The sequence below is a fragment of the Micromonospora sp. NPDC051006 genome (genome assembly GCF_044456245.1).
Lineage (GTDB): Bacteria > Actinomycetota > Actinomycetes > Mycobacteriales > Micromonosporaceae > Micromonospora.
The window spans coordinates 164155-190615 of sequence record NZ_JBITFP010000004.1 but is presented as its reverse complement, the minus strand read 5'-3'; the positions used below and the strand labels follow the sequence as shown (position 1 = coordinate 190615).

General features: G+C 71.4%; 20 protein-coding genes. 7 read left to right on the top strand and 13 right to left on the bottom strand.

All coding sequences use genetic code 11. From position 1 onward, the window contains the following. Positions 1-21: 21 nt before the first annotated feature. Entirely contained in the window at positions 22-708 is a 687-nt protein-coding gene (locus tag ACIBBA_RS09515; RefSeq protein WP_350875030.1) for a GntR family transcriptional regulator, read from the top strand. Here the strand turns inward: ACIBBA_RS09515 and ACIBBA_RS09510 are convergent. From ACIBBA_RS09510 to ACIBBA_RS09485, 6 genes are read right to left on the bottom strand one after another with little or no spacing between them, the layout of a single operon-like run. After that, positions 705-2495 (bottom strand): gamma-glutamyltransferase family protein, encoded by a 1791-nt coding sequence (locus ACIBBA_RS09510; RefSeq protein WP_396695471.1) that lies wholly within the window; start codon positions 2493-2495, stop codon positions 705-707. The two genes, ACIBBA_RS09515 and ACIBBA_RS09510, sit on opposite strands and share 4 nt — an antisense overlap. Beyond that, complete coding sequence (locus tag ACIBBA_RS09505; RefSeq protein ID WP_396695469.1) at positions 2492-3493, bottom strand: ABC transporter ATP-binding protein; 1002 nt, start codon at positions 3491-3493, stop codon at positions 2492-2494. Before ACIBBA_RS09505 ends, ACIBBA_RS09510 begins: the two co-directional genes overlap by 4 nt. After that, positions 3490-4548 (bottom strand): ABC transporter ATP-binding protein, encoded by a 1059-nt coding sequence (locus ACIBBA_RS09500; RefSeq protein ID WP_396695467.1) that lies wholly within the window; start codon positions 4546-4548, stop codon positions 3490-3492. The genes ACIBBA_RS09505 and ACIBBA_RS09500 overlap by 4 nt, the downstream gene beginning before the upstream one ends. Then, a complete protein-coding gene (locus tag ACIBBA_RS09495; RefSeq protein ID WP_396695465.1) occupies positions 4545-5432 on the bottom strand; it encodes an ABC transporter permease in 888 nt (295 codons plus the stop codon). The genes ACIBBA_RS09500 and ACIBBA_RS09495 overlap by 4 nt, the downstream gene beginning before the upstream one ends. After that, on the bottom strand, positions 5429-6385 hold the full coding sequence (locus tag ACIBBA_RS09490; protein WP_357054353.1) for an ABC transporter permease: 957 nt from the start codon (positions 6383-6385) through the stop codon (positions 5429-5431). Before ACIBBA_RS09490 ends, ACIBBA_RS09495 begins: the two co-directional genes overlap by 4 nt. A 6-nt stretch (positions 6386-6391) precedes the next feature. Next, positions 6392-8068, bottom strand: coding sequence for an ABC transporter substrate-binding protein (locus tag ACIBBA_RS09485; protein WP_396695463.1), 1677 nt, complete (start codon positions 8066-8068; stop codon positions 6392-6394). Between the two features lie 271 nt (positions 8069-8339). On the opposite strand from ACIBBA_RS09485, the gene ACIBBA_RS09480 reads away from it, so the two are divergent. The 3 genes from ACIBBA_RS09480 to ACIBBA_RS09470 all read left to right on the top strand — a co-directional run bounded on the left by ACIBBA_RS09480 (position 8340) and on the right by ACIBBA_RS09470 (position 11141). Beyond that, positions 8340-9470: a hypothetical protein gene (locus ACIBBA_RS09480; RefSeq protein ID WP_396695461.1), complete on the top strand. Its 1131-nt coding sequence runs from the start codon at positions 8340-8342 to the stop codon at positions 9468-9470. Further along, on the top strand, positions 9457-10383 hold the full coding sequence (locus tag ACIBBA_RS09475) for a hypothetical protein (RefSeq protein WP_396695459.1): 927 nt from the start codon (positions 9457-9459) through the stop codon (positions 10381-10383). Before ACIBBA_RS09480 ends, ACIBBA_RS09475 begins: the two co-directional genes overlap by 14 nt. Before the next feature lie 128 nt (positions 10384-10511). After that, positions 10512-11141, top strand: a complete 630-nt coding sequence (locus tag ACIBBA_RS09470) for a class I SAM-dependent methyltransferase (protein WP_396695457.1) — start codon at positions 10512-10514, stop codon at positions 11139-11141. Between the two features lie 154 nt (positions 11142-11295). Here the strand turns inward: ACIBBA_RS09470 and ACIBBA_RS09465 are convergent, their stop codons facing one another. The 7 genes from ACIBBA_RS09465 to ACIBBA_RS09435 all read right to left on the bottom strand — a co-directional run bounded on the left by ACIBBA_RS09465 (position 11296) and on the right by ACIBBA_RS09435 (position 19939). After that, a complete protein-coding gene (locus tag ACIBBA_RS09465) occupies positions 11296-12759 on the bottom strand; it encodes an NYN domain-containing protein (protein ID WP_396695455.1) in 1464 nt (487 codons plus the stop codon). Next, entirely contained in the window at positions 12746-13834 is a 1089-nt protein-coding gene (locus tag ACIBBA_RS09460) for a hypothetical protein (protein WP_396695453.1), read from the bottom strand. The genes ACIBBA_RS09465 and ACIBBA_RS09460 overlap by 14 nt, the downstream gene beginning before the upstream one ends. An 8-nt stretch (positions 13835-13842) precedes the next feature. Continuing rightward, positions 13843-16863 carry a hypothetical protein gene (locus tag ACIBBA_RS09455; RefSeq protein WP_396695451.1) on the bottom strand — a complete coding sequence of 1007 codons (3021 nt, stop codon included), beginning with the start codon at positions 16861-16863 and terminating at the stop codon, positions 13843-13845. A gap of 140 nt (positions 16864-17003) precedes the next feature. Further along, entirely contained in the window at positions 17004-17900 is an 897-nt protein-coding gene (locus ACIBBA_RS09450) for a hypothetical protein (protein WP_396695449.1), read from the bottom strand. 150 nt (positions 17901-18050) lie between these two features. Next, entirely contained in the window at positions 18051-18566 is a 516-nt protein-coding gene (locus ACIBBA_RS09445) for a hypothetical protein (protein WP_396695447.1), read from the bottom strand. A gap of 91 nt (positions 18567-18657) precedes the next feature. Beyond that, on the bottom strand, positions 18658-19371 hold the full coding sequence (locus tag ACIBBA_RS09440) for a hypothetical protein (protein ID WP_396695445.1): 714 nt from the start codon (positions 19369-19371) through the stop codon (positions 18658-18660). Further along, a complete protein-coding gene (locus ACIBBA_RS09435) occupies positions 19364-19939 on the bottom strand; it encodes an RNA polymerase sigma factor (RefSeq protein ID WP_396695443.1) in 576 nt (191 codons plus the stop codon). Before ACIBBA_RS09435 ends, ACIBBA_RS09440 begins: the two co-directional genes overlap by 8 nt. A gap of 81 nt (positions 19940-20020) precedes the next feature. Between ACIBBA_RS09435 and ACIBBA_RS09430 the strand changes: the two genes are divergently transcribed. The 3 genes from ACIBBA_RS09430 to ACIBBA_RS09420 all read left to right on the top strand — a co-directional run bounded on the left by ACIBBA_RS09430 (position 20021) and on the right by ACIBBA_RS09420 (position 26342). Continuing rightward, positions 20021-21274, top strand: coding sequence for a YncE family protein (locus ACIBBA_RS09430; RefSeq protein ID WP_396695441.1), 1254 nt, complete (start codon positions 20021-20023; stop codon positions 21272-21274). A gap of 268 nt (positions 21275-21542) precedes the next feature. After that, entirely contained in the window at positions 21543-23423 is a 1881-nt protein-coding gene (locus ACIBBA_RS09425; protein ID WP_396695439.1) for a Xaa-Pro dipeptidyl-peptidase, read from the top strand. A 309-nt stretch (positions 23424-23732) separates the two neighbouring features. Then, on the top strand, positions 23733-26342 hold the full coding sequence (locus ACIBBA_RS09420; protein ID WP_396695437.1) for an IPT/TIG domain-containing protein: 2610 nt from the start codon (positions 23733-23735) through the stop codon (positions 26340-26342). Positions 26343-26461: the final 119 nt, after the last annotated feature.

Genomic DNA, 26461 nt, shown 5'->3' with positions numbered 1-26461 from the left:
GATCACGGAGAGGCGATCAGGTTGGCTGAAGACCTGCGGGACAAGCTCGGCGCTCAACACCTGCCGCTACGCGACCAGGTCCTCGCCGCATTACGGACCGCCATCATCAACGGCGACTACCTCCCCGGTGAGCGGCTGACCGAGGACCGGCTGGCCGAAGACTTCGCCGTCTCCCGCAACCCGGTCCGCGAGGCGCTGCGCGTCGCGGAGGCCGAGGGTTTCGTGGTGATCCTGCCCCGACGTGGGGCGGTCGTCGCCTCTCCCAGCAGCGGGACCATCGCGGACATGTTCGCCGTACGCGAGCGCCTGGAGGCGCTGGCCGCCCGGCTGGCGGCCGAGCGGTCGACACCTGCCGACGTGGCCGCCCTGCGGACGCTGCTGGAGCAGGGCCGCGAGGCGACGGAGCAGCAGGATCTGCGCCGGGTCGCCGAGCTGAACAGCGCCCTGCACCTGCGGATCCTCCAGATCAGCGGAAACCCCTGGCTGTCCTCGATCGCCAAGGCGCTGTACCTCCATGTGCAGTGGGTCTTCCGGCTGGGAGCCGCGGAGCGCGCACCGCACTCGTGGGCCGAGCACATCCAGCTGGTCGACGCCATCGAGTCAGGTGACGGTGAGCGGGCCGAGCGAGCCGCGCTCGCCCACCTCGACGCCGCGTCCGCGGCCGCCTACGAGAACGCCGAGGGCGGCTACGGAGCTGCCGGCGGTTAGCGGCCGGTCGCGTAGCCCTGCATGCCGCGGGGGTTCGCGCCCGCCGCGAGCACTCCGGTAGCCGGATCGCGGGTCACCGCGCAGAGCCGGCCGAGGCTCCACGACCCGGAGAGCCGTATCTCGTGCCCGTACGCCCGCAGGGCCGCCAGGACGTCCTCGTCGAGGCGATCCTCCACCACCAGGACGCCGGGCTCGGAGTCGCGCGGGTAGAACGACCCCGGCAGGCTGATGGTGTGCCAGGCGGGCGCGTCGATGGCCTCCTGCAGCGGCTGCCCCTCGACGAGGTGGCGGAGCAGGAACGGCAGCTGCCACTGGTCCTGCTGGTCGCCGCCCGGAGTGCCGCACGCCAGTACGGGCTCCCCGTCGCGGTGCACCATCGTCGGGCTCAACGTGGTACGCGGTCGGCGCCCCGGGGCGAGCGACGAGGCGAGCCCCTCCTCCAGCCAGAACATCTGCAGTCGGCTGCCGAGGGGGAAACCGAGCTCGGGGATGGTGGGCGAGCTCTGCAGCCACCCGCCGCTGGGGGTCGCGGAGATCATGTTGCCCCACCGGTCGACCACGTCGACGTGACAGGTGTCGCCGCGGGTGACGCCGTCGGCCTTCACCGTCGGCTCGCCGGTCGTGGCGTCCGCCGCGTCGGCGCGGCCCCCGGCGCCCCACTGGAGGTGACCGGCGAGACGCGGCTGCATGCCGTCGGGACGCCCCGGTCGTAGCTCCGTCGACGCGTCCGCCCCGATCAGGTCCGCCCGCTCCCGCGCGTACTCGCGGGAGAGCAGCGCCTTCGCGGGCGTGTCGAAACCGTCGCCGTACCAGGCTTCGCGGTCGGCGAAGGCGAGCTTGAGCGCTTCGGCCTGGGCATGGATGCCGGGTGCGGTCGACGAGTCGTACGCACGGGGGTCGTCGAGCGCGTCCAGGACCGACAGGGTCTGCAACAACACGGGGCCCTGGCCCCAGAAGCCGGTCTTCGCCACCGAGTAGCCGTGCCAGTCGAGGGTGACCGGCTCCTCCCAGGTCGCCGAGTAGGCGGCCAGGTCGGCACCGGTGACGAGGCCGGCGTGCGGACGCCCGCTGGAGTCCTGGAACGGACGCCGACTGAACCGCTCGATCGCCTCGGCGACGAAACCCTCACTCCAGGCACGACGGGCGGCGTCGATCTGCGCCGCGCGGTCGGCGCCGGCCGCCTGCCCGGCGCTGACCAGCCTGCGCAGCGTCCGGGCGTAGGCGGGGTTGGCGAACAGCTCGCCCTCCGCCGGTGGCCTGCCGCCGCGCAGCCACAGCTCGGCGGAGGTGGGCCAGTGCTCCTCGAAGAGCGTCCGCACGGCTGCCACGGTGTCACCGACCCGGCCGATCAGCGGGTGGCCGGCGCCCGCGTATCCGATCGCCGGCTCCAGCACCTCTTCGAGCCGGAGAGTGCCGTGGTCGCGCAGCAGGAGGAGCCAGGCGTCCACGGCGCCGGGCACGGCCGCCGCGAGCGGGCCCGATCCGGGGATGAGATCCATCCCGAGGGACCGGAAGTGCGCGATGGTGGCGGCGGCCGGCGCCGGCCCCTGCCCGCACAACACCTTCGGGGCCGGGTCCTGCGCCGTCGCCACGATGGCGGGAACCTCACCGGCCGGTCCGTTGAGGTGGGGTTCGACGACGTGCAGGACGAACCCGGCGGTGACCGCCGCGTCGAAGGCGTTCCCACCGCGCTCCAGGGTCCCCATGGCCGCCTGGCTGGCGAGCCAGTGCGTCGAGGACACCATTCCGAAGGTTCCCTGCAGGGTCGGTCGGGTGGTGAACGTCATGACAACACCTCACTCGGGTCAGTGGCCCGGACATCGGGCCGGGTACCGTCCGGCTGCACCAGATGGCAGGCGGCCATCCCGCCGCCGATCTCCACCTGCGGCGGCACCTCGGTCGCGCATCTGTCGAAGGCGAGCGGGCAGCGGGTGCGGAAGCGGCAGCCGGACGGGGGGTCCAACGCGGACGGCAGGTTGTCGCCGAGCAGGACCGGCTGGCGCTGGCGTTGACGGACCGGGTCGGCGACCGGCGCGGCCGCCAGCAGCGCCTGCGTGTAGGGGTGCGCGGGCCGCGTGAAGATCTGCTCGCGTGAGCCCTTCTCGGCGAGTTGACCGAGGTACATGACGGCGATGTCGTCGGCCAGGTACTCCACGGCGGACAGGTCGTGGGTGATGAAGAGGCAGGCGAACCCGATGTCCCGTTGCAGGTCGGCGAGGAGGTTGAGCACCGACGCCTGCACGGAGACGTCGAGCGCGCTGGTGGGTTCGTCGGCGATGAGCAGCATCGGCTCGGAGATCAGGGCCCGGGCGATGCTCACCCGCTGGCGTTGCCCGCCGGAGAGCTCGTGGGGATAGCGGTGCGCCACCTCGGGGCGTAGGCCGACCCGTTCGAGTTCCGTGGCGACCCGGGCCTCCCGGTCGCGTCGCGGCATCCGCCGGCCGGACAGGCGCAGCGGCTCGGCCACCACGTCGCCCACCAGCATGCGCGGGTCCAGCGAGCCGGCGGGGTCCTGGAAGACGATCGACACGTCGCTGCGGTGCCGTCGCAGCTGCCGCCGGGACAGGTGCGTCACGTCCGCCCCCGCTATCCGGACCACGCCCGCGGTCGGCTCCACGAGCCGCACCACGCAGCGGCCCACCGTCGACTTTCCGGAGCCGCTCTCCCCCACCAGGGCCGTGACCCGGCCCTTGGGGATCGTGAGGGACACACCGTCCACGGCTCGTACCGGCCCGAAGTGCATCACCAGGTCCTCGAGTTCGAGGGCGGGTGGCTGCGCCGTCATGGGTTCACCTCCTGGGGCTGGGCCCGAGGCGTCGGGCAGGGGTGCCAACACGCCGCCAGATGGTCGCTCGCGGCGACCGCGGTCCCTGCTCCGACCGCCGCGAGGGGCGGAGCGGAGTCGAGGCACTGCGAGTCGGCGGCCGGGCAGCGGTCCGCGAACGTGCAGGCGTCAGGTTGGCGGGACAGGACGGGCACGAGACCCGGGATCTCCTGCAACCGCTGGGTGCCGGCGTGCCGGCCCGGGGTGGGAGAAGCCGACAGCAGACCCGCCGTGTACCGGTGGCGCGGATGCGCGAAGAGGTCGTTGACCTGGGCCCGTTCCACCACGCGCCCGGCGTACATGACGACGACGCGGTCCGCGATGTCGGCGATCACGCCGAGGTCGTGGGTGATGATGAGGATGCTCGTGCCCAGCCTGTCGCGCAGGTCGCGGAGGACCTGGAGGATGCCGGCCTGGACCGTGACGTCCAGGGCGGTGGTCGGCTCGTCGGCCACCAGCACCTTCGGGCCGCAGGCCACCGCCATCGCGATCATCACCCGTTGGCGCATGCCCCCGCTGAGCTGGTGCGGATAGTTGTCGACGCGGGCGGCGGCGGACGGGATGCCCACCAGCGAGAGCAGCTCGACGGCGCGCGCCCGGGCGGCCCGCCGGGACATCCGTTCGTGAACCTGCAGCACCTCCCCGATCTGGCGCCCGACGGTGAGCACCGGGTTCAGGGACGTCATCGGCTCCTGGAAGATGTAGGCGATCTCCTTGCCGCGCACGCGGCGCAGCACCGACTCGCGGGTGCCGACGAGCTCGGTGCCCTGCAGCCGTACCGAGCCGGAGATCCGGGCGCTCTCCGGGAGCAGGCCGGCGAGGCTCATCGCGGTGACGCTCTTTCCGCAGCCCGACTCGCCGACCATCCCGACGATCTCGCCGGGAGCGAGGTCCAAACTCACCCGGTCGACCGCCGAGACGGTCCCGCTCTCGGTGCGGAAGGAGACCGTGAGATCACGGATCTCCAGCACCGAGGTGCCGACCGTGGCGGTGCTCGCCGGTTCGACGGTGGTCATCGCCGCTCTCCCTTCGGGTCGAGGGCGTCCCGAAGGGCGTCGCCGAAGACGTTGAAGGCCAGCGCCAGCCCCATGATCACGACGCCGGGGAGGACCGCCGCCCACGGGGCGCGGGCGGAGAACTGCTGCGCGGTGGCGAGCATGGTGCCCAGGCTGGGTGCCGGGGGCTGGATGCCGAGTCCGAGGAAGGAGAGCACCGCCTCGCCCAGGATCGCGGCCGGAATGGCGACCGTGGCCTGCACCAGGATCACCGACGTCGCGTTGGGCAGGATGTGCCGGGCGAGCACCCACAGGTCGCTTGCGCCGTCCACGACGGCCGCGGCGACGAAGTCCAGCGACTTGAGCCGCAGCGTGTCCGAACGGACCACGCGGATCACCCCCGGGATCTGGGCGATCCCGATGGCCACCGCGGCGTTGCCGAGGCTCGCGCCGCGGATGGCGGCCAGCCCGACCGCCATGATCAGGAACGGGAACGCGAGCAGCAGGTCGGTGAAGCGCGAGATCACGGCGTCCCAGGCGCGGAAGTAGCCCGCCGCGAGTCCGAGCGGTACGCCGATGACCAACGATGTGGCTACCGCGAGGAGCCCCACCTGCAGCGACGCGCGGGCCCCCAGCATGATGCGGGACAACACGTCCCGACCCAGGTCGTCGGTGCCGAGCAGGTGCCCCGGGGTGCCCGGCGGCGAGAACGTGTGCGCGAAGTCGGTCTGCTCGACGGAGTAGGGGGCGATCCAGGGTGAGAGCAGGGCGACGACGGCCGCGAGCGCCAGCACGACGAAGCTCACGACGGCCAGTGGGTTCCTTCGCAATCGGCTCAGCACGCGGGTGCGTCGGGTGATGCCGGCGGGGGCGGTCTCCGCCATCGGAACGGTGAGGACGGTCATGCCGGGTCCCCCGTCACGCGGATTCGTGGGTCGATGACCGAGTAGAGCAGGTCGACCAGGAAGTTGATGACGATGTAGGCGGTCGCGGTGAGCAGGACGACGGCCTGGATGACCGGGTAGTCCCGCTGGAAGACCGCGTCGATGGTCATCTTGCCGAAGCCCGGTAGCCCGAAGATCTGCTCGGTGACCACCGCACCCGAGATCAGGCCGCCGAGTTGCAGGCCCACGATCGTCACCACCACGATGAGGCTGTTCCGCAGCGCGTGCTGGGTGATGACGGCTCGGGGTCGCAGACCCTTCGCCTTCGCCGTACGCACGTAGTCCGAGGAGAGCGACTCCAACATCGCCGAACGGGTCTGCCGCATGATGATGGCGGCCAGGCCGGTGCCGAGGATGACGGCCGGCAGGACCACGTGGTGCAGGTTGTCCACCGGGTCGTCGAGGAAGGGCACGAACCCGGAGGCCGGGAAGAGCCCCGTCGCCACGGAGAGGTAGAGGATCGCGAGCAGCCCGAGCCAGAAGTGCGGCACCGAAAGGCCCACCAGGGCCAGCCCGTTGGCCAGCCACTCGGCGGGGCGCCCGCGCCGTACCGCCGCGAGCACCCCGGCGCCGACACCGAGCACCGCGGCGATGAGGATCGCCAGGACGGAGAGCTCGGCCGTCACGGGCAGGGCGGTGGTGAGCATCGAGGAGACCGGTATCCCGGTCCGGATCGACTCACCGAAGTCGCCCTGCGCCATCCGTTCCACGTACTGCGCGAACTGCAGGGGCAGCGGCTGGTCCAGCCCGTAGTGGTGCCGGATGGCCGCCAGCGCCTCCGGGGACCGGTCCTCCCCCGCGAGGGCGAGGGCCGGATCCCCGGGCAGTGCCCGCACGCCGAGGAACACCACGACTGTCGACAGCAGCAGGGTCAGCGCTGACTGCCAGGCGCGCGTGAGCAGGTATCGAAGCACGACGACCTACTTGGTGAACCCGGCGAAGGCCGCGCGGATCACGCCGTCCGGGAACACCTGCAGGCCCTGGATCTGCTTGGAGAAGGCGGTCAGGTTCCGCTGCCGGTAGAGGTAGATCAGCGCGTCGTCCTGCTGGAGGATCGTCACCGCCTGCCCGTACAGCTTCTTGCGCTCCTCGAGGTCGTTGGACTGACGGGCCTGGGTCAGCGCGGCGTCGAGCTGGGGGTTGCTGTAGCCAGAGACGTTCTGGCTGCCGCCGGTGCCGACGAAGTTGGTGATGTTGGCGTCGGGGTCGATCCGGCCGCTCCAGCCCAGTTGCAGCAGTTCGAAGTTGCCGCGGTCCTGCTCGTCGAGGAGCGAGGAGTACTCCACCGGGTTGATCTTGAGGTCGAACCCGCCTTCCTTGACCATGGCCTGCAGAGCCTGGGCGAGACGCAGCGTGTCGGGCGTGTTCGAGGCGAGCATCGTCACCGGGTAGGGCGTCTGGACGCCGGCCTCACCGAGCAGTTGCTTGGCCTTGGCCGGGTCGTGCGCCGGGCACGTCTGCGCTTCCGGAGTCGAGAACGGGCTCGCGGGCGAGATCGGTGAGCAGGCGACGGCGGGGATCCCGTTGAAGACGGCCTGGACGAGGGCCTTCCGATCGATCGCGTGCTCGAAAGCCTGCCGGACCTTGGCGTTCTGCGCGATCGGGCGGTTGATGGGCTTGGGCGTGGTGCCCACCCCGTCGACGTTGCCGATGTTGAAGGTCAACCCCTGGTAGCCGAGCGACTGCGACTGCAGGACGGTGAGCGCGCTGTCCGCCTGCAGGGAGGCGACGTCCTGCGTGGACACGCTGTCGGCGACCTGGGCGTCGCCGGAGCGCAGGTTGGCGGCGCGGATGCTGGCGTCGCTGAGGATGCGCCACGAGATGGCGTCGAGGTGGACCTTGCCGGCGTCGTAGAAGTTGGGGTCCTTCACCACGTCGATGGAGTTCTGCGGCACCCGCTTGGCGAACTTGAAAGGCCCGACGCAGACCGGTGCCGAGGCGAAGTCGTCGCCGAGGCTCTGCATCGCCTTCGGGCTCATGATCATGCCGGCCCGGTCGGCGAGGGCTCCGACCAGGGGCGCGAACGGCTGCTTCAGGCGCACCACGACGGTGTGCGCGTCGGGGGTGTCGACGGTCTCGACGGGGCCCAGCTCACTCTTGCGCGCCGAGCGGGCGTTCGTCAGGTGCCGTTGCAGGGTGGCCTTCACCGCGGCGGAGTCGAGCTGCGTACCGTCGGCGAACTTCGCGTCCTGGCGCAGCGGGATGGTCACCGTCTTCCCGTCGCTGCTGGTGGTCGGCAGCGCGGTCGCCAGCTGCGGTACGACCTGCGCCTGCTCGTTCACGTCGTAGAGCTTCTGGCACATCGCCTGGAAGACGTAGCGCGAGTAGAGGCTGCGCGACAGGGTGGGGTCCAGCGCGTCGGGCTCCGCGGAGAGGGCGATGACGAGCTTGCCGCCGTTCTTCACCGCGGCGGGATCTGCCGGCGTACCGAAGGAGTCCTGGCCGGCCGACTGGTTGTCGCCGGACTGGTTACCACCCCCGCTGTCCGACACCGGGGAGCAGGCGACGACGGCGCAGATGACCGCTGCCGCCGCCACGGCGGCCCGCAGTGGACGCAGCCGCGGCGGGCTCGTTTCGCTGAAGGAGAGGTTCGTCATGGGGGATCTCCTCAAGTGGGCGATTCCGGCGAGCGTATGTTGTATACGATGACCGACGCAAGACCCCCGTGAATGCCTGCCGGGCACCCGGCAGGCACGGTCTGGCGACATCACGCTCGTCCGCAAGGCGACGGAGCCCACCGCACCGGCGGCGCCCACGCCACGCGGGCAGACATCGACTTCACTTCAGCCGCGAGTCACGCGAGACTGGTGGGGTGACGATCAGCAGTCTCACCGCATGAACCGGGCGGCCAGGACCCTCGTCGCGTGGATGACCGTGATACCGCTGTTCGCCGCGCAACTGCTCGTCGCCACCACACCGAGGTTCCACTCGCGGGGCTTCTCGCGAGACGCCAGCGACCTGCCGACACTGGTCGACAAGGGCTTCGCCTTCTTCGCTCCCCTCGACGCACGTACGGCCCCGTTGATGGAGCCGGTGATCCCGGTGCTGCGTGGCGGCGCGATACTCCTGGTCGCGGTGCTCATCTATCTGGTCGGCAGCCTCGTCACCCGGCGGACCAGCCTGATCGCCGCAGCGGTGACGGGCGCGGCGGCCGTCCTCGTCGCCGCCGCGATCGCCGACCTCCTCGGGTGGGCGGTGTACGTCCTCCGCCTGCACACCGCGTCGGACGGCCTGTCGCTGCTCTTCAGCGCCAACTACTCGTTCAGCGGCGGCTGGACGTCCGACGTGCTCTTCCTCGGCTGCTGGGTGGCGGTGGCCGGCGCGATCCTCTTCGTCTGCGGCCGTTGGACGCAGGACGCGCCGTCGCCGGCGGCCAAGACCTCCCGCCCCAGCCCGCTGATCGGCGATCGCCGCGGACGCAGCGGGCACGTCGCCCTGGCCGGCATCCTGCCCGTCCTGGTCCTGGCCCTGATCGAGGGCGTGCGGATGGTGCGCCACGCCGAGAAGCCCTACTCCCTGTTCGAGTTGCTCGGCCGGTTCCTCTATCCCGCGCTCTCGCCGCCGCCCCCGCGCGAGGACCTGGCCTACCGGCTCGCCCACCCGGACCTCGACCCGGCGAGACTGACGATGGACCGGTGGGTGCCCAACTCGGTGGCCACCGTCGTCCTGCTGGTGCTGCTCTGGCTCCTGCTCCGGTCGGTGCTGGCGGACCTGCCGGCCTCCGGTCACCGCGCCGGCCTCGTCGTCGTCTGCTGGGGTGGCACGCTCGCGGCGTGCGCCCTGACGGCACCGACCGTCGTCCTCGCCGAGTGCGCGTTCTCGGTCTCCCCCACCGGCTGTGCGCCGTGGCTGAACCTGAGCAGCGAGCTGACCAACGCACTGCGATTCGGCGCGGCCTGGGGTTGGCTCGTGGCACTGCTGGTCCTGCTCGCCCGCCGAACCCTGCGCACCGAGACACCCGTCGCCGCCCTGGAGGCCCCGATCCATGAGCCCACGTAAGAAGGGGCCCCGCCGCCGCCCGGCCCGCGCCGAGGCCCGGCCGACTCTCGCACCGTCGCCCACGCCGGAGCGGGTGGCCTGGTGGAAGCGGCCGGTCACCTGGCTGCTGACGATCGTGATCGGTGCCGTCGGCGCCTGGCTGAGCGCTGTCGTCCTGGGCACGCTCAACCAGTGGAAGTCCGCGGACGAACTGGCCGAGGCCCTGGCGGGGAAGGGGCCGCTGGTCGTCCTCGACGTGCGGCACATCCCCTATCCCGAGGAGGGCGCCCGCGGCTTCGTCTACCCCGCCGGCTCCGACCTGTCCGAGCTGGACGCTTCGACGTCAGGCGACCCGGCCACCGACCTCGCGGCGGTCGACCTGGGCCGGAGCACCTGGGAGGTCACCCTCGTCGGCACCCGCGACGATGCCGTCGAGGTCGTCGACATGCGGTCGGTCCTGGTCGCACCCTGCGCCCCGCCCCTCACCGGCATCCGCGAGCCCAACGAGTCCCAGGGAGCCTCCGAGAAGATCGTGCTCGTGACACGGGTGGACCAGCCGAATCCTCGAATGCTGGTCGAGAGCACGACGGACGACGCGCCGAGCCGCCCGTTCTTCGCGGACAACAAGATCAGCCTGCCCAAGGGCGAGAAGAACGTCGTCCAGGTCAGGGCGCTCAGCGAGAAGATGCACTGCCGGTGGCGGCTGGAGCTGCAGTACCTCGCCGACGGGCGTCGGCAGACGATGACCGTCTCGGCGCCCGGCGACAAGCCCTTCGAGGTGACCGGCGTCGCGGACGACGCGGCCTACAGCTGGGTCTACCTCAATCGGATCAACGACTGCGTCAGCAAGGACGGCAGCAAGAAGGGTCGATTCCGGATCACCGGGGCCGAGTACGCGCAGATGGTACGTGCGGGCCGCAGCTGCCCCTACTGATCCGCGCCCGCTCGCGGGACCCTGCGCCGGCTGCCGCTGCGGGAGAATGCCCGGGTACGAGCGCAGGGCTGCGCGGTGGCACCAGGCGGCGAGAGCGGTGCTGCCGGCCGGACGAGAGGCGGGCTCGGATGACGGAATCGAATCGCCACCAGCGGCTGCGCCGCTACTGGGACAAGCATGCCGGCTCTTACGACCGGCAGATGGATTTCGCCGAGCGACGTCTCTTCCGCGACACCCGCGACTGGGTCTGCGCCAGGGCCTTCGGGGACGTCCTCGAGGTGGCGGTCGGCACCGGCCTCAACCTGCCGCACTACCCGGCGGGGGTGCGGTTGACCGGGGTGGAGTGGAGCCCGCAGATGCTCGCCGCCGCTCGGCGCAGGGCCACGGAGCTGGGCCACGACGTGGACCTTCGGCTCGGCGACGCCCAGCGCCTCGACCTGGCCGACGCGTCGTTCGACACCGTGGTTTGCACGTTCTCGCTGTGCGCCATCCCCGACGAGCACCGGGCGCTCGACGAGATGAGACGTGTGCTGCGTCCTGGCGGCCTGCTCCTGCTGGCCGACCACGTACGGGCCGCCCGCTGGCCGGTGCGCCTCGTGCAGCGCCTCGCCGAGCTGGTCACCGTGCCGATGGGCGGCGAGCACTTCCTGCGCCGCCCCGCCGACCAGGTCCGCGGCTGGGGCTGGCCGGTCGAGGCACACGACAGATTCACCCTCGGCTTGATCGAGCGACTCGCCGCCCGCAAACCCGTGGCCTGATGAGAAAGCGAAAGCCCCAGCCACGAAGGCTGGGGCCGGGTATTGAGTCAGATCGGACCACGGTTACGTCAATTCGCCGTTGCCATCCACTGCTCCCCTAACTCGCTATGTTAGCGCCCGGCGTCGTCATCGTCAACGGCGCTCGGTACCACCGTCACGGGCGGCGGGTCAGCGGCGCGCCCGCCCGCCCCCACCGGGACTCCTGGACGACGACCTGGTGGTCCCGCCAGGTGATCAGCCGGGACTGACTCAGGATGCGCAGGATCCGATGGCGGTCTCGGCTGTCGAAGCCGAAGACCGGATCGGCCTTGTCGCGGTCCCGGTCCTCCATGAACCGGAGCACCTCCAGCTCCGGGACCGGGTCGGTGGCGGAGATGAAGGACCGGTACATCTCGTGGTAGGCGTGCTCGAACGGCCGGCAGAGTGCGGAGACCGGCGCGATGGCATGGCGCTTGCCGTCCACCGCCACCACGTCGATCACGCCGGCGGCCCGCGCGTAGGTGAGCGCGGCGCCGACCCGGCCGGCCGCTCGCTGGTCCTTGCCCTGGCCCACACCGCCCCGGTTGAGCAGCGACTCGACCTGGTTGTACGGGATGCTGCGGACCTCCCGCCGGTAGCACTCGGCCGAGACCGCGCTGTACACCCGCCACAGCGGCTCCAGATAGCCGAGGGTCAGGTCGGGCGGGACGATGGTGTACCTGTTGTCCGCGCCCAGCCGGATCGCCTCGACGGTCAGCAGCGCGTCCAGCGCGCGGTCCAGCAGCGTACCGTCGTCGGTCCGGAAGGGGCCGGTGCGCAGGCTCGCGATGGTCAGCCCCTGCGGTCGGGCGAGCAGGCTACGCACGACGTGGTCGACGGCGCGTACATCCGCCATGCGGCCGAGGCCGAAGTCCAGATAGGTACGCCAGGATCCCTTCGCGACCCAGTCGTTGCCGGCCCTCACCGCAGCGTCCTGCCGGAACACCTTTTCGGCCAGCGAGTCCACCAGCGAGCGGTACTGGGCGTCGTCCTCGTTGGGCAGGATCCCCCAGCGGGCCAGCGTGGCCGTGCGGTTGCCCTTCTCCGGCCCGCCGAGGATCGTGCCCCGCCGCTGGAGCTCCAGGAGGCCGAGCAGAGAACGGCTTCCGGTCTCCTGCCTGCGATCGAGCAGGCGGGTGATGCCGTCGATGTCGACCGAGTTCAGCCCGGGCGTGGCGAACGTCTGCCGGAGCTCGGTCGCGAGCCGGTTCGGGTCACCGTAGATGACCAGGACCTCGCTGCTGTCGTCGCGCAGGCGCTGGATCAGCGGAATGAAGTCCTGGTCGCCGGTGACCAGGATGAAGCGGCGACACCCCTGGTGCAGGTAGTCCATCGCGAGCACCGTCAGCTTGATGTCGGCCTGTTCCTTGGTGCTCCGCACCTCGTCGGCGACGATGAACCGCTCCCGCATCGCCGTGGCGATGGACGGGTCGAACCGGGCCGCGGCCATGTGGACCTGCAGCTGACCGCCGCACTCCCGGTTCGCGTACGCCCACAAGTCGTCGACTATCTGGCGGGTCACCGACTTGCCCCGACCGATGATGGCGCCGGCCAGGTTCTCCCAGTCGACCAGCAGGACGCCCACCTCATTGACCGCCACGGACCGCCTCCTCGACGCGTCGTTGCTCCGGAATGTCGCCGCCCACCGGCTCCCAGGTCTCGCGCAGACCGTTGATCGTGCTCTCGGCGTCGCCCAGGCTGCGATTCATCTCGTCGATGAGCAGCCGGAGCAGGGTGACGGGGTACTGGTAACGCTCGGGGTGCGCTTCCCAGATGAAGTACTCGCACGTCGCCGCGATCGTGGTGACGGTGTGCAGGGCGAACTGCAGAGGCGCCCGGCCGTCGACCGCCGCGGTGCCGTTGAGCAGCCCGAGCAGGCCCTGACGCCACGGCCGCAGCTGACTGTCGTCGGTGATGCCCAGCGCCGTTGCGAGGGCGCCGGCGCAGGCCTGCATCTCCTGCCCGCGAGCCTTGCGGCTCACCTCCCACAACCGGGCGGAGATCGACTTGCTGTGCCGGACGGTGGGACGGTAGCCGGCCACGTTGACGACGCTGCCCAGCTCCGCGTCCGCCTCCGAGAGCACCCACGCCCAGCCGGGGTCGCGGGGTCGACCGATGACGTCGAAGAGCCCGCGTTGCGCCTGCGGCGTCGACTCGTGCACGTCGACGAGCCGGCGGACGAGCGCGCATTCCAGCGCGAACAGCCGGCGATGCAGGTCCGGCAGGCCGAGTTCGGCGGAGTCCACCGGCACCTCGACGCGCCAGGAGAGGTCGTAGACATAGCAGTGGATGCTCTGGCCGCCGAGGTGGGGAAACCAGTCGGGCAGGACCACCGGCGACGAAGACTGGGAGACGCCCAGGTCGGTGCGGGCCAGCAGGACGAGCGCGAACCGCGTGTCGCCCCGGCCGTGGCCGAGGGCGTCGAGGCAGCGCTGCTTGTTCCGCTCCAGGATGTGCACCAGTTCGACCATGATCGCGTTGGGGTTGTCGAACCGCTCCGCCCGGATGATCAACGGCACGATCGGCGCGTCGCCGAGCTCCTCGGCCAGCGCCTGGCCGTACTCGTCGCGGCTGCCGTCGACGGGCAGCCAGTAGGCGCACATCTGCGCGGTGGTGTCGGCGAACAGGTCGCGGACGGTACGGGCGACGAGGGCGGGGGTCGGGGTGTGGTGCATGGGCTACCTCAGACCGGGGTGACCGCGGCGGCGATCCGGGCCAGCAGCGGGATGCGTGGACGCACCACGTCGCCGTCGAACGCCAGGAAGTTCGCCGCCCGCGCGGTGGTCAGCAGATGGGTCGGTGATGTGATCTGTTCGCGAGCCGCGAGCATGTTGTATTCGTCCTCGGTGCACGAGAGCGTCGTCGGTGACTCCAGGCACAGCGCGCGGAGGATCGAGTAGACCGAGTGCAGCCACGGATTCTCCCGGCGGTCCCGCGCGGAGAGATGGGCCGCGGCGGCGGCCTTGAAGAAGTCGTAGTGTTCGCTGAAAGCGATCTTGTTGCTCGTCAGGTTCTCCCTCGCGAATGCGGCGAACAGTTCGGCTCGAACGGGATGCAGGTGCGACACCGGATATCTGTTGTTGATCAGCCATTCCATGAATGCGACGAGCAGCTTGACGGTGAGGAACGGATGGCCCCCGGTCTCCCGGTAGACCATCGTCACGAACTCCGGTTCGAGGTCGACGTAGTTGCTCATGACCTTGTGGACCAGTTCGTAGAACTCGCCCGAGGTGGCGGCCGACGCGTCGTGCGTGAACAGCGGGAACGAGTCCTGCTCGACCACCGGGCTGAGCTGGTTCTGGTCGAGCAGGATGAAGTGCGCGTTGGGCTGCTGGCCCACGAAGACCAGCAGGTTGTCCCGAGTGAACTCGACGAGTTGGTTCAGCAGCGGCTGCACGATCAGATAGCGCAGCTCGGGCCGGCTGACCAGGTACGAGCTGAGCTGACCGAAGAGGGTCTCGTACTCGTCGAGCACCAGCACGAACCGGGCGGCGTTGGTGGCCTGGCCGGTCAGGCACTCGGCCACGGTCTTCATGACGAACCCGGCCGGTAGCCGCTGTCCCCCGTCGAGCGCCTCCAGCACGCGCCCGTAGAAGACGCCGCCGTCGGGCACCTGACCGGTGTCGTCGCAGGTCTGGGTGATCACCACCGACGTGCCCGTGGTCGATCCCAGGTCCGCCGCGCAGGCCGTCGTCTTACCGCTGCGCCGCACGCTGCACCAGAGGCGTACCCCGTTGCGGCGCTCGAAGGAGTTCATCAGATTGCGCACGCTGTGCCGGTACACGTGGTTGTAGGTCAGCGCGTAGAACGGGTTCTCGATCGGGAAGCCGAGCGCGAAGTTGTAGTTGATCGGCCGATCCAGCCGCGCGTCCTCCGCGGTCTCCCAGATGATGCCTTCGAGCAGCTCCGTCAGCTGGTTGACCGCGCTCACGTCACTGGTCAGTCCGCCGGTGGGTACCACGATCTTGGCCAACCGCTCCACCGCCGCGACCCGGGCGCGCATGTCCGGTCGCAGCGGCGCGATGACCACGCTCACCGCCCGCGACAGCGCCTCCTCGATGTGGTGCCGCTCCACGAAGTCGGCGAGCAGATAGCACTGCACCTCGACGGGGCGGGCGTCACTCGCGTTCAGCGCCGGTCGTAGCGAGACGTCCAGGCGGCGCGACGCCCCGACGTACTGGGACAGCGCGGGCAGCGGGCCCCTCGACGGGTCGGCGCGCAGGAGCTTGTCGACCACCTCCACCAGTGGGAACACCGAGTCGGCGACGCCGTCGTGGAACTGGCCCGGTTCGATGAGCGTGGAGAGCTCGTGGAGGTCCTCGGAGGTGAGGAAGGGCAGCACGTAGGCCCACGAGCGAGGAAAGCGCGGCAGGATCTGCCGGCCGGTCAGCTCGAAGCGCACATCGGAGTAGCCGTGCAGGATGCCGAACAGCATGGCCGAGCAGAGTCGACGCAGCGACCAGGCGGACCCGTCGCGGTGCGCGTCGGCCAGCCGCGACGAGTAGAGCTCCAGGGGCAGGTCGAGGAAACGCTGCAACCCGCTCAGCGACTTGTTCAACGCATGGTGTTCGGAGAACCCCTGGGTGGTCCTGAGGCGGCTGTAGCCCTTGCTGAAGATGTCGCGGGCATGGTGCATCAACGCGCTCTTCGTGATGTCGGGCACCTGGCTCCGGTCGTCCTCGACCACCTCCATGAGGAAGGCCTCGAAGTACTCGGACAACACGTCGCGGTAGAACGTCGCCCACTGGAAGATGTGCGACCTGCTGAGGTTGTCGAGCTCCTCGGTGAAGCGGTAGTTCATGTACGCCGGGTCAGGGTCGCGGACCGGCCCACCCGACCGCACGGTCGTGCCCGCCCGCGGCCGGGATCTCATCAGCTGCGCCGGCGACGGGGACGGCGTCGCCGGCCGCACTCCGTTGACCGCCGCCAGGTGGACCGGGGCCGGGGTCTCGACCAGGCCCACGGTGTCGTCGGCCGACGGGTCGCGGGTGGGCGTGACGCCCGACGCCACCGGCTCCGGGGGCGAGACGCGCGACAGCGCCTCGTCGAGGAGCTCGACGAGCTGGCGCCGACGTTTGGGCAGGAAGCGGTCGACCACGTCGTACAGCGCGGACGAGTGCGCGCGCAGCGCGTCGTCGCCGAGTTCCGCGACGAGCGCACGGACGGCGTCCTCCGCCTCGCCCGGCTTGACCTGGTGCAACAGGCCCCGGATCTCGGCCAGTCGCGCGGCGATGTCGCCGCCGGCCGGTCGCGGTGTGCCCGACCTCGCCGGTACGGCCTGGGCCGGCGTGATCGGGGCGACCGGCGGCAGCGCGGCCGGTGGTGGCGACGGCACGGGGCGGGCCGGCGCGACGGCGCCCACCCGCGCGGCGGCGGCCCGGTCCGACGGCGGCACGGGCCTCGGCGTCGTCGCCAACCGGTTCAGCGGCACCAGCGGAGGCGCCGAGCCGACCGGCACGTGCGCCGGCGGGGCGGGCGGCTGGCTCACCGGGCCGGCCCGACGGGCCGCGAGCGCGGCGGCGAGCCCCTTTCGCCGCTTCGGCAGGAAACTCGCGAGAGCCGCTTGGAGGTCGGCATCAAGATCCGTCAGATCCGCCTCGGACAATTGCCCGATGAGCCGCTCGAACCGCTTCGCCGCCTCGGCGGGCCGAACCGCGCGATTCAGCTGAATGATCTCGTCAAGATCTGAATGTCGGTCCCCCACACCGTCATGCTACGTAAGGAATGCCGATGTTTGGATTCGCTGGTACGGCAGAGGAAATCCGCCGGATGGACGAGGCGTGTGCGGACCCAGCAATCGACGCATATCACCTGCTCTTCGCATCGGGAAGCGCCCGGTTCAGGTCAGGTGAGTCGCAATGTCGACATATTCTCGTGCGAGCCGCGATCGTCGCTCCAGCGCACCACACATCGCACCTGCTGCGCGCTGCCCATCTGTGCGACGAGCGCGAATCGCACCTCTCCTCCGGGTGCTATCGCGTCGATCGACGGATCACCGGGCTGCGCGAGAGCGACGGTCCAGAGGTCGCCGCGATCCGTCGGATCCTTCTCGAGCACGAAGGTCACACCGAGCGCCGGCCGGCTGCCGGTGTTGTGCAGCACCAGGTAGCGGTTCCGCAGGCTGCTGACCCAGCGGTGCGAGTCGAGCCGCACCCGGTCCTCGGACTGCACCCGGGGCCAGACCTCCGCGCCCGGAACCGTCGACGGCGCGCTCAGCGTGGCGGCCCGCGTACCGTGCGCCGAAACCGCGGCGACCAGGATCTTCTCGACGTGGTCGCTCAGCTGGGCGTCGTCGGCGTACCCGAGGACCAGCGCCGTCGGGCGCAGCCCGTCGAGGTAGGTCTGCAGGGCCGCCATCTGCGCGATGTCGAGGCCGCCGGGATCGACCGGCCGGCGGGACCGCAGCACCCCCACGTACTTGCCGGCGGCGCCGAGCCGCTCGATCTCCTCGGCCGTACCGGACGCCGCCACGGCCGTCGGCGTACCCAGCCGGGACCCGAACATCGCGATGCACACATCGCAGCGGTCGACGATCTGGTCGTTCAACTCGTCCTGCGGCGGGCGGCCGAACGCGGCGGCGGCGTGCACACTCCACATGATCGGGACCACCGCCGCCCCGAAGTTCTCGCCGTAGATCCCGTTCCACTTGGTGATGGCCTGCTGGACGATGCGGATGTCCGCTGCGGGAATGTCACCGGGGCACGAGATCAACAGCCGGATCGCCAGAGCGCTGTACGGCACCGGGACCTCCACGACATCGGGTAGGGCTCCGAACTGGGTCGCTGCCAACGTAAGCGACCTCGGGGCTGCCCGGTAGCCACCGATCTCGCCACCGCAGGGCGCGCCGGGCCCGCGCGGCGCCCGAGCCGCGGGGGCAGGGACTCCCCCGGCCTAGCGCTCGGCGTAGACGAGGTCCATCGTGTCGGCACGCCCGGACCAGCGCAGTTCCACGTGCCAGCAGCCGGCCTGCGGCAGGTCGATGATCGACGGGCCGGGGCCGCCCCGGACCTCCCGAATCACTCGCGTGTCGGACCCCTCCAGCGTCGCCGTGATGCTCAGATCGGGCGACGACGTCGGGCCGGTCGAAGCCGCCGCGGGACGGGAGACCCAGAGGATCTTGTTGTTGGAGCCGTCCGTCCTGTCCACCCGCAGCGGATTGCCGAAGAGCACCGCGACGATGTCGCCCTTCGCGCCGAGGACGTGCGCAACCCGGGCGTCCCCGCTGAACCCCCGGGTCGCCCAGTCGGGCAGCGGCCCCGTCTCGATCCGCGAGCCGCAGCCGCCCGCGGCCGGACTGCCGGCGACCGTGGTTGCCGGAGCACTGCCTGGCGTCTCCGATCGACCGGAGGCCGTGCAACCTGCCAGCAGGACCACCGAAGCCAGCACCGCCCTGCCCCATGCCCTCATCTCGCACCCTCCGGGAAAGCGTCGAGTCTCGATGACCCGACTCGTGCCTGCGATGGAAGGACACCGGCCCGGCCCTCCGGGTTCCGTGGGCCTATCCCAGCGAGTCGGCGATCTCGATCGCCTCGGCCTTGGCGAGGTCGCCCTCGAGGCGGTAACTCACGCCGGCCTCCTGCCAGATCAGGGTCGAGGCAGCGAGCCGCGCGGTCTCCACCCGCACCTCGCCCGCGCGATCCACGTAGGTCAACGCGTGCGGTCCGGCGACCCACGCGGCGAAGTCACCGTGGACGGTGACCAGCTCGGCCGCGCTGGAGCGCTTCACGAAGACCGGGTCGAGTTGACCGTCGAAGGCGTCGAGGCGCAGCGCGCCGCCGCGGTAGAGAAGCGTCGCCACCCGGTATCGGCCCGTGCCGTCGGGGTCGGCGACCAGCACCTGCTCAGGTGGACCCAGCCGAGCCGGCACGCGGATCGGGAAGCGCACCGCACGCTGCGCCTCATCCAGCCCGGCGGGCCGCTGCGACGGCAGCGGCGACGCGGTACGGCTCGGGGGCGCCGACCCCGGTGACGTCACGATGGTGACGCCGGCGAAGCGCAGCAGACCCGCCACGGCGTCGGCGACGGCGGCCCGCCCCGGCGGCAACAGCGCGACGAGCAGGGCGACAAGGCCTGCCGCCAGGTAGTAGCGCCACCGCCGTCGACCCGGCGCGGGCGCGGCGAGCTGTGCGCGTACCCGGGCGGTGACGTCGGGCGCGTCGGGCGTCTCCAGCCACGCCGGCAGGTCGCGCAGCTCTCGCTCGAGGTCATCCACGGTGGACCTCCTGGAGGTCGAGCAGGCCGCGCAGCTTCGCCAACGCCCGAGACGTGCGCGACTTCACCGTGCCCCGGGGCCAGCCCAGCATCGTCACCGTCTCGTCCTCACTGAGGTCGAGGAAGAACCGGCACACGATCACCTCACGGTCCTTCTCCGGCAGCCGGCGCAGCGCCTGCACCAGCAGGGCGCGGCGTTCCGCGGCGAGCACCGCACCCACCGCGCCGTCGCCGGTCACCTCCGACCCGGGGTCGGCCGCCGCGGCCCGCAGCACCAGCCCGTCGCGCCGGCTGCGCGACCGGTGCAGGTTACGGGTCTCGTTGGCCACGATCGCCAGCAGCCAGGAGCGGAAGGACGACTCGCGCCGGTAGCGGGAGAGCTTGCGGTACCCCTTCACGAAAGCCTCCTGGATGACATCCTCGGCATCCGAGCCCGCGCCGAGGAGCACCGCGGTCCGGTACGCGGACGCGGTGTGCCGGGCGACCAGGAGTTCGTAGGCCTCCAGGTCACCTGCCTGGGCGCGGGTGACGAGTTCGTCGTCGTCCAGTGGAACCTCCGGTTGATCCACCCTCATGACACCGCCCGCGGCGGGCGGGTTCCCACCCGGCCGAGGGAACCCTGCCGGGTCTCGCGGTGTCACCCCGACATGATGGCCAAGGCACCGATCTCCCGCCGTACCGTCCTGACCGCGCTCGCGGGTGCCGGCGCCGCCGCGCTGGTCGGCTGCGACGCCGCCCGGAGGCCGACCGCAGCCCCGGCGGCCGGCGTCCCCGACGTGCTGCTCGTCGAGGTGGACGACGGGCTGACCGTGCTGCGAGGTCAGGACCGGCAGAGGATCCCGCGCTCGGTGGCCACCGCCGACGGGCGGGCGATCTACGCGACGGAGGCCGCCGGCGCCGACACCGCCTTCTGGCGGATCGACACCGGCTCGGGCCGCGCCTCCGCCCGGGTCACGCTGCCGGGGCGCTGGACACCACAGGCCGTCTCGACCAGTGGCACGACGGTGGCGCTCACCCCGGACGACGTCGGCGTGACCACCGGCCGGCCGCGCGGGCGCGACGTGACCCCGGTGCTGGTCGCCGACGCCGGCGGGGTCCGGCACCGGCTGGAGCTGCGCGGCAACTTCGTGCCGGAGGCGTTCACCCAGGATCTCGCGGGGCTGTTCGTCCTCGAATGGCTCCCGGCCACGGCTCCGGACCGCTACCGGGTCCGCGTCGTCGACCTGGCGACCACCGCGCCGGGCCCGCTCAACACCCGGGCCAAGGCGCCGGTGCCACCCGGCGCCGAGGAGGAGATGCGCGGCGACGGACGCCAGGCGGTGCTCGCGCCGGACGGCGCGGTCCTCTACACGCTCTACACCCATCAGCCCGGCCACCAGCACACCCGCGATCTGGTCAGCGGCCGGCCGGGCGACGCGCACGCGTTCGTGCACACGCTGAACCTCACCGAGCGGTGGGCGTACTGCATCGATCTGCCCCATCCGTTCGGGGCGGGGCCCGCGAGCGGTCACGCCATGGCGATCAGCCCGGACGGACGTCGGCTCTTCGTCGTCGACGTCACCTCGGGCACGGTCGCCGAGATCGCCACCGAAGAACTGGCGGTACGCCGGACCGCCACCCTGGTCACGGGCACCGGCGACGCGTACGCCGCCGCGGACCAGGACCGGCTCTTCGTCGGCTCCGGCCCCGTGCTGCGTACCGTGGATCTCGCTCACCTCGTCCCGGCGGCCGAGTGGCCGGTCGGCGAGCCGGTCACCGGCCTCGTGCTGAACCCCGACCTCGGCCGGCTGCATGTCGGCCAGACCGCCTCCGTGAGCTGGCACGATTCCGCCACCGGTGGGGAACTCGGCCGCGTCGCCGTGCCCGGCCTGGTGGGCCTGCGCGGCCTCGCCGCCGACGCCTGAGTCGCCGCAACCCCCGGTGGGCGTTGCCGGTGACGACGTCCCGGGCGGAACGCGGTCAGCTGGCCTCCCCCAACCTCGGCGGGCTTGCGGGACCGATTCACCGGCCTCCACCGGTCATCCCCGTCCTGGCCACTGTGGACGTGGGGTTCGTTTCAGGCTGAAGGCCATCGACGGGGGTACCGACCCGGACTTAGCATGTGCACGAATGGATCTTCAGGATCCACCCCCGGCCGGCTCCGGCCGCCAGCCCGACCGAAGGGAGACGCGCGTGCGTCGACCCCCCTATCTGGCACTACTCGGCGTCGGCGTGTCCGGCGCGCTGGTCCTGAGCGCAGCCCCGGCGTCAGCGGCCACACCCGCGGCCACCCCACCGCCAGGCATCGTGGTCAGTGACGGCATGACCCAACCGGTGTTCTCGCTCGCCGACGCGATCGAGGAGCGGGTGTACGTCCAGACCTCCGTGGACACCGACCACGACGGCCGCCGCGACCGGGTGGCGATCGACATCTCCCGGCCCCGGGAGACCGCGACGCAGGGCTTCAAGGTGCCGGTCATCTTCGAGCACAGCCCGTACCGCAAGGGCACCTGGGGTGATGTGCCGTACCCGAGCGTGCTGGTGGACGACCTGCCGCAGAACGGGCTGACCCAGCGCTCCGGGCTCCGCGGGCTCGACCTGGGCATCCAGCGCGCGCAGGCGAAGGCCAACCTGCCCGGCTCGCTGGACGACTACTACGTGCCGCGGGGGTACGCGGTGGTGCTCGGCCAGAGCGTCGGCACCGGCGACTCGGACGGCTGCCCGACCAGCGGTGACCAGGCCGAGACGCTCGGCACCAAGGCGGTCATCGACTGGCTGAACGGCCGGGCGAAGGGCTACGACGCGGCCGGCGCGCCGGTCACCGCCGGCTGGACCACCGGCGCGGTCGGCATGACCGGCGTCTCCTACAACGGGACGCTGCCCAACCAGGTGGCCACGACCGGGGTCGAGGGGCTCAAGACCATCGTGCCGGTCTCCGCGATCAGCAGCTGGTACGACTACTACCGGGCCAACGGCCTGGTCGTCGCGCCCGGGACGTACCAGGGTGAGGACACCGACATCCTGGCCCAGTACACGGCCGGCCAGGCGCGGGCCGAAGGGCCGTGCGCCGACGAGATCGCCGAGATCACCGAGGAGCAGGACCGGGTCACCGGCGACTACTCGAAGTTCTGGCAGGACCGCGACTACCTCGACGCCCGGGACGTGGAGGCGAGCGTCTTCGTCGTGCACGGCCTCAACGACTGGAACGTGAAGACCGAACACTTCGCCGGCTGGTGGGACGAGCTGGCGAAGCGGCACGTGCCGCGCAAGATCTGGCTGCACCAGGGCGGGCACGGTGGCCCCGGCAGCAACGCGTCGGTGACCCTGCCCGACGGCCGGACCTGGACCTACAAGCAGACCGAGAACCGCTGGTTCGACTTCTGGTTGTGGAACGTGCGCAACGGGATCATGGACGAGCCGACCGCGGTGCTGCAGCGGGAGGACCGGGCGTACACCACGTACGCCAACTGGCCGGACCCGGGTGCCCGTGAGGTGGCGGTGAAGCTGGCCGCGTCCAGCGCCGGCGAGCCGGGCACGCTCACCTCGGGCAAGCAGCCCAAGGCCAAGGTGGAGCAGACCTTCGTCGACGAGGGTCGGACCATCCACCCGGACGTCCTGGTGGCGAACCCGGACGCGGCAAGCGCGAACCGGCTCGCCTACCGCTCCCCGGCGCTGGCCGGGGACGTCCGCATCTCCGGCCGTCCGGAGATGCGGCTGCGGATGGCGATCGACAACAAGCCGGACGCGAACCTCACCGCGTACCTGGTCGACTACGGCCCGGCCGGTTCGACGGCCGCGCCCACCGTGGTGACCCGGGGTTGGATGGACCCGCAGAACCGTAAGAGCGCGTCGCGTACCGAGTCGGTGAAGCAGGGCAAGCTGTACGACTACCGGTGGACCCTGGAGCCGAAGGACTACATCTTCCAGGCGGGTCACCGGATCGGCGTGGTGGTGTTCTCCAGCGACCAGGAGTACACCCTGCTGCCGCTCAGCGGCACCGAGCTGCGGGTCGCGCCGAACGACAGCGAGCTGCGCCTGCCGGTGGTGGGCGGACGGGCCGTTCTCGGGTTCTGACCGGTCGGGTCGGCCGGTGACGCCGACCGACCCGCGGGTTGGTGGGAGACGCAGGTCAAAGGTGGGGCGGTCCGACACGTCGGGCCGCCCCGCTGCTCGTCGGGGCAGGTCCGAGCGGGGCAGGAACGAAGGATGCTCGCTTCCCAGCCGCCAACCTTCTCGACCCAATGGGGCAAATGCCCGTTTCGTAACGTTTTGCGCATCCCCTCGTTCAGTCGATGACGGGCGCTCCATGCCGGGTGCGCCCAGTTCGCGACGTGAACGGGGGAAGCGGTGGGTTCTGTCCTGCGAAGATTCACGACGGCGTCGGTGGCGACGCTGGTCGGTGCGGTAGCCAGCGTCGGGCTGGGGGTTCCCGCCCAGGCACAGCCAGGAAGCGCCAGCGCGAGGGGTGTCGTCGTCGACCTGTCGGCGGAGGTCCTCGGGGTGGCGGTGGTCAGCGCCGACGCCGTCATCGGCACGGCGACCGCGCCGCCGGGCGGCGGTACGGACACCTCGACCCTGCTCGCGATCTCCGTGCCGGGTGCGGTCGGGGTGAGCGCGAGCGGAACGGTCGCCGAGGTGACCGCGACGCGAGCAGCGGCGGTGTCGTCCGCACTGTCCAGCGTGAACGGCCTCAACCTCGACGTGCTCGGTATCGACGTGTTGGACGCCGCCGAGGCGACCGCGAGCGTCTCGTGTCCGCTGGTCGGCGCGCAGGTCGCGGACACCACGCTGGTCGATCTGGAGCTGTTCGGTTCGGCGGTGGCGCTGGTGGCGAACGGCCCCAGCGTGGAAGCGAGCGCGGCGGTGACGGTGGCCGGCGTGGCCAATGCCGCCCTCAACGCCTCGCTGACCCGCACCGAGGTCACGACCGCGGCGGGTGCGACGGCCGCCGCCGTGCGAGCCACCCTCACCCTGACCGGCACCGTTCTCGGAGCGCCGGTGAACATCCCGGTCGGCACCGTGATCGTGGCCGAGGCCACCTGTGAGCGTCCGCTCGCGCCCCAACCGCCGGTGGCGGCGACGATCACGCCGGACGAGGGTCCGCAGTCGGGTGGGCAGACGGTGACGATCACCGGCACCGGATTCGTGCCCGGTGACACCACGGTCACCTTCGACGGAGCACCCGCGACCAATGTCGTCGTGGCCCCCGACGGAACCTCACTGACAGCGGTGACACCGCCCGGCGCGGTCGGACCCGCCTCGGTCGTGGTCACCACCGGCGGCGGATCCGCCGCCCCGCTGACCTACACCTACCTGCCCGACGGCAGCACCGCGGTGATCACCGACCTGACACCCACCACCGGACCGACCAGCGGCGGCACCACCGTCACCCTCACCGGCACCGGCTTCACCGGAGCCACCGGAATCACCTTCGACGGCGTACCCGGCACCAACTTCACCGTCAACCCGGCCGGCACCACCGCGACCGTGGTGACCCCGCCGAACGCCGCCGGACCCGCCGTGGTCGAACTGGTCTTCCCCGCCGGGGAAGCCACCGCACCCACCTTCACCTACGTCGCACCCACGATCACCTCGATCGTGCCCGACGAAGGACCCACCACCGGCGGCACCACCGTCACGATCACCGGCACCGGCCTCACCGGAGCCACCGGCGTGAACTTCGGCGGCGTCCCCGGCACCAACCTGGTGGTCGACCCCAGCGGCACCTCACTCACCGTCGTCACCCCACCCGGCACACCCGGAACCGTCGACGTCACCGTCCTCATCCCCGGCGCCAACGCCACCGCACCCGACGGCTTCACCTACGTGGCCGCACCGCCGACGTCGGCGACGATCACGCCGGACGAGGGTCCGCAGTCGGGTGGGCAGACGGTGACGATCACCGGCACCGGATTCGTGCCCGGTGACACCACGGTCACCTTCGACGGAGCACCCGCGACCAATGTCGTCGTGGCCCCCGACGGAACCTCACTGACAGCGGTGACACCGCCCGGCGCGGTCGGACCCGCCTCGGTCGTGGTCACCACCGGCGGCGGATCCGCCGCCCCGCTGACCTACACCTACCTGCCCGACGGCAGCACCGCGGTGATCACCGACCTGACACCCACCACCGGACCGACCAGCGGCGGCACCACCGTCACCCTCACCGGCACCGGCTTCACCGGAGCCACCGGAATCACCTTCGACGGCGTACCCGGCACCAACTTCACCGTCAACCCGGCCGGCACCACCGCGACCGTGGTGACCCCGCCGAACGCCGCCGGACCCGCCGTGGTCGAACTGGTCTTCCCCGCCGGGGAAGCCACCGCACCCACCTTCACCTACGTCGCACCCACGATCACCTCGATCGTGCCCGACGAAGGACCCACCACCGGCGGCACCACCGTCACGATCACCGGCACCGGCCTCACCGGAGCCACCGGCGTGAACTTCGGCGGCGTCCCCGGCACCAACCTGGTGGTCGACCCCAGCGGCACCTCACTCACCGTCGTCACCCCACCCGGCACACCCGGAACCGTCGACGTCACCGTCCTCATCCCCGGCGCCAACGCCACCGCACCCGACGGCTTCACCTATGAGGCCGCACCGCCGGTGATCGGCACGCTCAACCCGGGTCAGGGGCCCGCCGCCGGCGGCACCACGGTGACCGTCGGGGGCTCCGGATTCGTTCCCGGTCAGACCACCGTCACCATCTGCGGGCGGACCATACCGGCGAGTCAGGTGGACGTGGCCGCGGACGGACGGTCGTTGACCTTCCGCACGCCGGCGTGCCGAGCGGGTGACACCACCGTCACGGTGACCACCCCGGGCGGGACGTCGAACTCGGTCACGTTCCGCTACGTCGGTCAGATCCTGCCGGTGACCGGCAACTCCCTCGGCACACCGCTCACCTTCGGCGCGATGCTGGTCATCATGGGCGCGTTCCTGGTGCTGCTGAACCGCCGTCGGCCGCGTAACAACTCGTCGATCTGACGACAGGAGCCGTGGGGGGGGGGGGGGGGGGGGGGGGCGCGCCGCCCCCCCCCCGCCCCCCCCCCCCCCCGCCCCGCGCCCCCCCCCCCCCCCCCCCCCCGCGGGCGCGCGGGGCGCGC